6 protein-coding genes and 1 pseudogene are annotated in these 7394 nt (G+C 43.6%); 4 read left to right on the top strand and 3 right to left on the bottom strand.

The genetic code is table 11. The annotated features are described in order from the left end of the window. The 4 genes and pseudogenes from ACKI5J_RS01945 to ACKI5J_RS01930 form a co-directional block, all read left to right on the top strand. A pseudogene (locus ACKI5J_RS01945) lies at positions 1-1492 on the top strand (excinuclease ABC subunit A); the annotation flags it as partial. An 88-nt stretch (positions 1493-1580) separates the two neighbouring features. Then, positions 1581-2009, top strand: a complete 429-nt coding sequence (locus ACKI5J_RS01940; RefSeq protein WP_407425964.1) for an antitoxin Xre/MbcA/ParS toxin-binding domain-containing protein — start codon at positions 1581-1583, stop codon at positions 2007-2009. A 10-nt stretch (positions 2010-2019) separates the two neighbouring features. Then, positions 2020-2487, top strand: a complete 468-nt coding sequence (locus ACKI5J_RS01935) for an RES family NAD+ phosphorylase (RefSeq protein WP_407425962.1) — start codon at positions 2020-2022, stop codon at positions 2485-2487. 129 nt (positions 2488-2616) lie between these two features. Further along, on the top strand, positions 2617-3453 hold the full coding sequence (locus ACKI5J_RS01930; RefSeq protein WP_407425960.1) for a fumarylacetoacetate hydrolase family protein: 837 nt from the start codon (positions 2617-2619) through the stop codon (positions 3451-3453). Between the two features lie 84 nt (positions 3454-3537). On the opposite strand, the gene ACKI5J_RS01925 is transcribed toward ACKI5J_RS01930, so the two are convergent. From ACKI5J_RS01925 to ACKI5J_RS01915, 3 genes are all read right to left on the bottom strand, one after another. Next, entirely contained in the window at positions 3538-3942 is a 405-nt protein-coding gene (locus tag ACKI5J_RS01925) for a hypothetical protein (RefSeq protein WP_407425958.1), read from the bottom strand. A 398-nt stretch (positions 3943-4340) separates the two neighbouring features. Then, the gene (locus ACKI5J_RS01920; RefSeq protein ID WP_407425956.1) at positions 4341-5873 is read right to left on the bottom strand and encodes an IS1182 family transposase; all 1533 of its coding nucleotides are present in this window, start codon (positions 5871-5873) and stop codon (positions 4341-4343) included. Between the two features lie 169 nt (positions 5874-6042). After that, complete coding sequence (locus ACKI5J_RS01915; protein ID WP_407425954.1) at positions 6043-7293, bottom strand: acetylxylan esterase; 1251 nt, start codon at positions 7291-7293, stop codon at positions 6043-6045. Between the last annotated feature and the right edge of the window lie 101 nt (positions 7294-7394).

Raw genomic sequence — 7394 nt, 5'->3', positions numbered from 1 at the left:
ACTTACCGAAATTGAAACGAGGCTGGAATACATGAGCCGTGTCGGACTTGGTTATCTGACTTTAAACCGACTGACCAATTCTTTATCTGGTGGTGAATTTCAACGTATCAAGCTGGCAACTTCTTTGGGTAGTGCATTGGTTGGCTCCATGTATATCCTGGATGAGCCAAGCATTGGACTGCATCCACGGGATACACAGCGGCTTGTAGGCGTACTCGAATCACTGAGAGACCTGGGAAATACGGTCATTGTAGTCGAACACGAAGAAGAAGTTATGCATGCGGCCGACCAGATTATTGATATTGGCCCGGAAGCGGGAACAGGGGGCGGCCATGTTGTTTTTCAAGGCAATTGGGACGATATCCGTGATTTGAAAGATGATCATGATCACTCAGGGCGTTTGGAAAATCAGGAAATGAAGTCTCATACACTTGATTTTCTCCTGGGCCACGATTCCATTCCATTCCCAACAGTACGCAGGAAATCGTTGCATTTCCTGGAAATCAAAGGTGCCCGTGAAAATAACCTCAAAGAGGTGGATGTAAAAATCTCTTTAAATGCGCTGACAGTTGTAACCGGCGTGAGTGGTTCGGGGAAGTCAACTTTAATCAGAAAAATACTTTATCCTGCATTAATGCGCTTAAAAGGCGAGTTCGGTGAGGATGTTGGGAAATATAACGAGCTCACAGGCAGCATTGACCGCATTGAAGCGATTGAAATGATTGACCAGAATCCGATCGGAAAATCTTCCCGTTCGAATCCGGTCACTTACATAAAAGCTTACGATTATATCCGTCAAATGATGTCGGATCTTCCTCTATCCAAAGCGCGTGGCTACAAACCTTCTCATTTTTCTTTCAATGTTGACGGAGGGCGCTGTGAAATTTGCCAGGGTGAAGGACAGGTGAAGATCGAAATGCAGTTTATGGCGGACATTTACCTTACCTGCGAAGGCTGTAATGGAAAACGCTTTAAACAGGAGATTCAGGAAGTGCATTACAACGGCAAAGACGTTGCGGAGATCCTGGATTTGACAGTGGATGAGGCGATTGAATTTTTCAAACCGGCTGACCCAAAACTAGCTGATAAATTAATGCCATTGCAGGAGGTCGGGCTGGGTTATGTTGGTTTGGGCCAGTCGTCCAACACATTGTCGGGTGGAGAAGCGCAGCGGGTAAAACTCGCTTCATTTCTAGGCAAAGGCTCTTCCAACAAAGGCAAAACGCTTTTCATATTTGATGAGCCTACCACAGGACTTCATTTCCATGATATCAAAAAGCTTCTGAAGGCGATCAATGCACTGGTGGATCAGGGAGATACGGTGATTATTATCGAGCATAATATGGAGGTGATCAAATGCGCCGACTGGATTCTGGATCTTGGCCCTGAAGGAGGAGACGGAGGCGGCTATCTCACTTTTGCAGGTACGCCTGAGGATATGATTAAATTGGAAGGAAATTATACGGCAGATTTTTTGAAGGAAAAACTGTGAGAAAATAACTGTGTTTGCTGACTGGAAGATTTGGAATTCCGAAATAAGTCACTTAGATTTATGACATAATTCCATTTTCTGTGTTTTTATGGCGGAGCTAAAAATTTTTTCTGACAAATATGTCCATTATGGCCTCAAACCCGCATCGGACTTCACGGTTATAAGGACTTCACGGGAGGGCGTACTACGCTCCGTGGCGGATGAGGTTTCGGAAATGGTGAAACTTACCGATAACGAAATGGCCTATCTTTTGGGAATGACGCCAAGGAATCTTCACCGGATCCCTGCTGACAAACGCTTGGGAACAGATGCTTCTGAAAGGCTGCTTTTGCTGAAAAACGTTTTAATTCATGCGCTGGACACGTTTGAGGGTAAAGAAAACGTTGTACGAAACTGGCTGAGGACTTCTTTAAGCGAACTGAATGACCAGACGCCCCTTCAATTAATGGATACCATAACGGGCTTTGGGATGGTGGACGACGTGCTTGGCAGGCTCGATTATGGCCTTCCGGCATAACATTTAAAATATGCCTGTTGTCTACCGAATTATCAGAGAAAGATTTCTCGACCAGGCCTTGTCTTCCGAAGGCAGCAGATTATATGGGGCTCGCTGGAACCCAAAAGGCATCGGCATTCTTTACACCACTTCCAGTCCTGAACTGGGTCTTGTGGAAACGCTCGCACATGCACCAGGTGTACGTTACGAGGATTTGCCAGTTTATTGGCTCTCTTCGATAGAAATCCCTGATGATATCCGTTATTACAAATCCGAAGAAATGCCGCGGTTTTGGCAGGATAAGGATTATGAAAGGACACAGCACTGGCTCACAACCTGGCTGAAGACTCCGCATGTCCTGGCAATTGCTCTGCCCTCGGTAATTGTCCCCTTTTCTAATAATATTCTACTTCATCCTAAACATCGGTTGTTTTCTCAGATCCAGCTACTTACACAGCAAAAAATTCCCATTGACAGACGTTTGTGGCGTATGGAATGACCGTTTTCTTTATAAAAAAGCATCGAATATTTGACCCGCAGATAGTCCAAAAGCGTCAAAAAGAGTATTGTTTTAGAGTAAAGAAAATAAGTCCGTCGCTTATTGAAACACAAACAAATGTCTAAATCCATGAAATTATATAAGACCGAAAGCGGAATATTACTGGAGAAAGAGGACCTGTTTTATCGTCTGCACGAAACGGACTGGGACCTGGTTGTGAACCGTGATGATCTGTATGGATGGCTGGAAATTCAGGCTGAAAACCTGATTTATCTGACATTTACAGACGATATTCCTTTTCCTGAAATATTGGCACCAATTGGTTCGCAGGAAGTTTGGGCTTCGGGGGTTACCTATTTCCGCAGCCGTACCGCCCGTATGGAAGAGTCGGAAAAGGCAGGAGGAGGTAGCTTTTATGATCGGGTTTATGATGCAGAACGCCCTGAGCTTTTCTTTAAATCCACAGCGTCTCGTGTTGTAGGGAATCATGGAACTGTGCGGATACGCAAGGATTCAACATGGGATGTCCCAGAACCCGAACTAACGCTTTTTGCCTCATCATCAGGAACACTTGTGGGTTACACAATTGGAAACGATATGAGTTCCAGAAGCATTGAAGGCGAAAACCCATTGTATCTGCCTCAGGCAAAGTCTTACACAGGAAGTGCCGCGCTTGGCCCCTGCCTTTATATTCCCAATGATCCTTTATCCGGAGATACGATAATAGACCTTTCAATTGTTCGCAAGGGCGAAGAAGTTTTTCATGGTGAGGTCACATTATCACAAATGAAAAGAACGCCGGATGAATTATTGGGTTACCTTTTCAGAGAGTTGGCTTTCCCGACGGGTTGCTACCTGATGACAGGAACGGGAATTATTCCTCCGTCTGATTTTACACTAGAAAAAGATGATATTGTACATATCAGCATCGAGCCGATCGGAACATTGACAAATGTTGTGGCCTAGTTTTCAAAACTGATTTTTCAGACAAAAAAAGAGCAAGATCCGCGGCGGATCTTGCTCTTTTTTCTAAAATTATAATTCTCGTGATTATTTACCGAATGATGACGATTTGACAAAGGCATAAACCACTCCTTTCACGGTAACAGCAAGCTTGCTTGCAATGGTATTACCACTTTCCTGCTCATCCTCTGCCCTAAAAAAAGATGCCGGAGCCTCCTCCAAAACACGTTGGTTAAGCGTAACCATTCCCGATAGCTTATTGGCTACCTGGCGTGTAAATGAATTTTCTGGCTGACAACCCTCAGACGGCGTAGCTTTAGTAGGCACTTTCGAAGCATGCGCTTTCTTTAAAATCGCGTGTTCGTTCAATCTTTTGCTTTCCTTGCGTGCCTGAAGTTTTTTATGAGCAACAAACATATTTTGTGAATATCCGGTTGCTCCGGCATGCATACTGAAAAGAACTAAAAGCGTGATGAGTTTTACGGTTTTCATGGCTGTATTTTCTATTCTCTGCTGAAAAGTTTGGATAACTAATTAACAATACAAATATATATGTTTAATCTGGTATCTTGCTATACATAGTACCTTGTTTTTAACATTTTTTATAAAAAAATTTTCTAGGAACAGTTTGTATCTGTTTGACCCCATTGTGACTGCTTAACAGATGCAAAAATAAAATAAAACGTTGCAGCAATTGTGAAAAAAAGATGAAGTGCACTTATTACTGATCGAACGGCAATATTTTCGCGACAAAACGAAAAGAGGCCGTCTCAAAAACATTGAGGCGGTCTTTTTGGTTTTTGCCGAATTTGGTTGGTATATAGTTTCGGGAATGGCGAAGTCTTGGTTTTTTTAGAGGATTTTCTCGAAGAGACGCGATTTTCCGGTATTTAGGCCGCTTTCTTTCTGATATTTTGTGCAATTGCAATTAGTCCCCATTCTATTGCAACTTTTTCGTTGCCACGGAGCATAAATCTCCGGAACCGATGGTTCTCTTTAATGTTTCCGAAGATGGGCTCGACATCAAAACATCGTTTCTTTCGATGAGCAATTCCATCTTCGTTGTTGAGTAGGGTGTGGGCTTGCTTTTTTTGACGTTCTAGCTCCGCGTTTATCTGAATAATTCTGTCGCCTTTTGACTTATGGCAGGCTCCATTCAGTGGGCAACCGTAACAGTTTTTAGCCTGGTACTTCCTGGATGTTTGTATAAAGCCAGTGCTGGTTCTGCGGTGGCTATCTCCGATATAATCCATCTTCTGGCCCATGGGGCAGATGTAACAATCGCTCTTTTCATTATAAAACAACTTATCCGCACTGAATGGATGCTTTTTGTTAAAGTTTGAGCTTTGCTGTTTGTCAAACATGCCATACTTCACGTAAGCAGTTGCTCCTTTGCTTTCTAGTAAGGTATAATTCTCTTGTGACCCATATCCAGCATCCGCTGTAACTATTTTAGGGGCAGCTCCGAAGCTTTTTTCATGCTGTGCGATATGATCCGTGAATGTAGTAGTGTCGGTCGGATTGGAGTGTATTGTGTAGTTAACGATAAATTGGTTAGAGCTTGATATCTGCACGTTGAAGGCAGGCTTTAAGGTACCGTTGCGCATATGGTCCTCCTTTAACTTCATAAAAGTGGCATCGGGATCGGTTTTGCTAAAGCTATTCCGATCTCCTAAAATTGCTTCCTGCGCTTCATAACGAGCAATATTGATAGGATAGTTTTTGGTAACATAGTTAAGTTTTGCTTTTAGCTTTTTGTCGATATTTTCTTTTTTACCGAGTACTTCATTGAGCTTATTGACTGTGTCTTGTACCTTTTCTTTATCAATGGTAGTAAAATCAGGTGGATCTGGGAGCTCATCTCCATCATTAACACTCTGGGCATATTCCCAGATCTGGCGCAGTTGCTTCTTCATTTTTTCCTTATTAGTCTGGATCGCCTTTTTCCATACAAAGGTGTATCGGTTGGCGTTGGCCTCGATTTTGGTGCCATCCGTATAAACTTCCTCAATACTTAGAAGCCCTTCCTGAGCTAATAACAGCACCACCTCCTCGAATATACTGCGCAAGGTTTCCTTTAAACGCACACCTCTAAACCGGTTGATTGTGTTGTGATCTGGAAAATTCATCCCACTCACCCACATGAAGTAGACGCTCTCTTTACAGGCAGCTTCTAATTTTCGGCTGGAATATATGTTGCTCACATAGCCGTAAACCAGCACTTTGAGTAGCATTTGAGGATGATAGCTTGACGTTCCTTTTGTCTGATATGCAGCATTAAGCGGTGCGATATTTATCCTGTTAATCACATCGTTGACAACACGAACAGGGTGATCTTTTGGAACTAATTCTTCTAAACTTGGGGGTAGCAGCATCATCTGTTGCTGGTCGTAACGCTTGAAAGTAGGTCGTTTTGAGGACATATCTCCGTTGTTTTCTATACCTAAAGATAAGAAAATCACGCGAGTACACAAAAGATTGTATGCGTAAAAAAATGGAAAATCTAACCCTTGAAAACGAAAATAGGCTGCCTTTTTGAGACAGCCTCTTTAATTTTAGTATAAGACCCATAATGAAATTCCCAGGCTCTGATTACTTAAAATGCTTATCCGCAAAATTCATAAAGCTTGTCCAGTCATACTGGGTTACGTCATGTTTTCCGGCGCGAATATGGTAACCCACATCATTCATGATCGGTTGATGGATACCTGGCATGGTCGTTGTTCCAAGTCCTTTTAGTCCATAAAGCGCGTAGGCCGGACCGGCATGATAAGCGCCCAGAAACTCGCCTTTGGGATCGGCCCAGAGGTCTTCTTCTGCGCTGGCAACATACACCGGACGAGGGGCAATCAGCGCAATCAGTTCATGCTGATCAAAGGGAAGTTTCGCTTCGTTGTTTGCGTATTGACTGTAGGCCGGAGCAAACCAGGCCGGAGGAATATTGCTGACCTTCTCAATGGTTTCACCAAAAAAGCGCTTGGAAAGCGCAGCACCGCCTTCGCCAGAATCATTGGATATCACAATTTTGAAGCGAGTATCCTGTGCGCCCGCCCACAAAGCAGCCTTTCCCTGACGAGAATGCCCCATGAGAACCGACTTTTTGGTGTCTACTTCTTTCTGGGTTTCCAGGTAATCCATAATGCGGCTGGATCCCCAGGCCCATGCACCGATAGCCTGCCATTCATCACTTTTGTTTGAATTATAGTTGGAAAACAGCGATACAATGCTGTGATCTTTTAGCCCTTTTTTGTCGGGAAAAATATCGTGATAACACATCGTTGCAATGGCATATCCCCGATCGATAATGTCATCAAAAGCCCAGCGGGTGGCCTGGCAGCCACGTACCCAGTCGGGGTTCGTTGGCTCTTTTACCAAATGGAGCGCAGGGGAATACAGAATGGACGAATCCTTATGGGTACTGTGGTTTCCCTTAAAATTATATCCGATAATAACCGGCACCTTACCTTTCACCTGGTTTGGAATATACATCAGCAATATGGCATCAATGCTTTTGGAGCCGTTTGAAAAGGTGAATTTCACCTGCCTGCGCGTCGCCTTTCCGTTCAGATCATTTTTATTCTCGTCTAACAGCGTATAGGAAACCTTGATTTTGTCATTGGGCGTGCGGCCATACATCTGGGAAGAAAAGGTTTCCAGAAGTTCAGGACGACGAATTTTTTCCCACTGCTGTTTATTCGTGATCCTGGTTCCTGCATTACTTGTCAGGAGTTCGGGAAGGACATAATCCGGCACTTTGGATTCGTCGTAATTAATACCGTTCTGGGCCTGGAGATTCGTGAGTGATCCTAGTAAAACCAAGACGGCTGCTACACAGTTTTTCATTTGATAAAATGTTTATTTCGACTGCATCCTGACCGGGCTTGCAGGGAAAAGTGCTGATTGTTTAAATTGTAGTTTTTCATTCAGGGATGACCGTCAATGGA

This window comes from Arcticibacter sp., from assembly GCF_045629565.1.
Classification (GTDB): Bacteria; Bacteroidota; Bacteroidia; order Sphingobacteriales; family Sphingobacteriaceae; genus Arcticibacter.
This window is presented reverse-complemented; position numbering and strand designations above follow the sequence as displayed.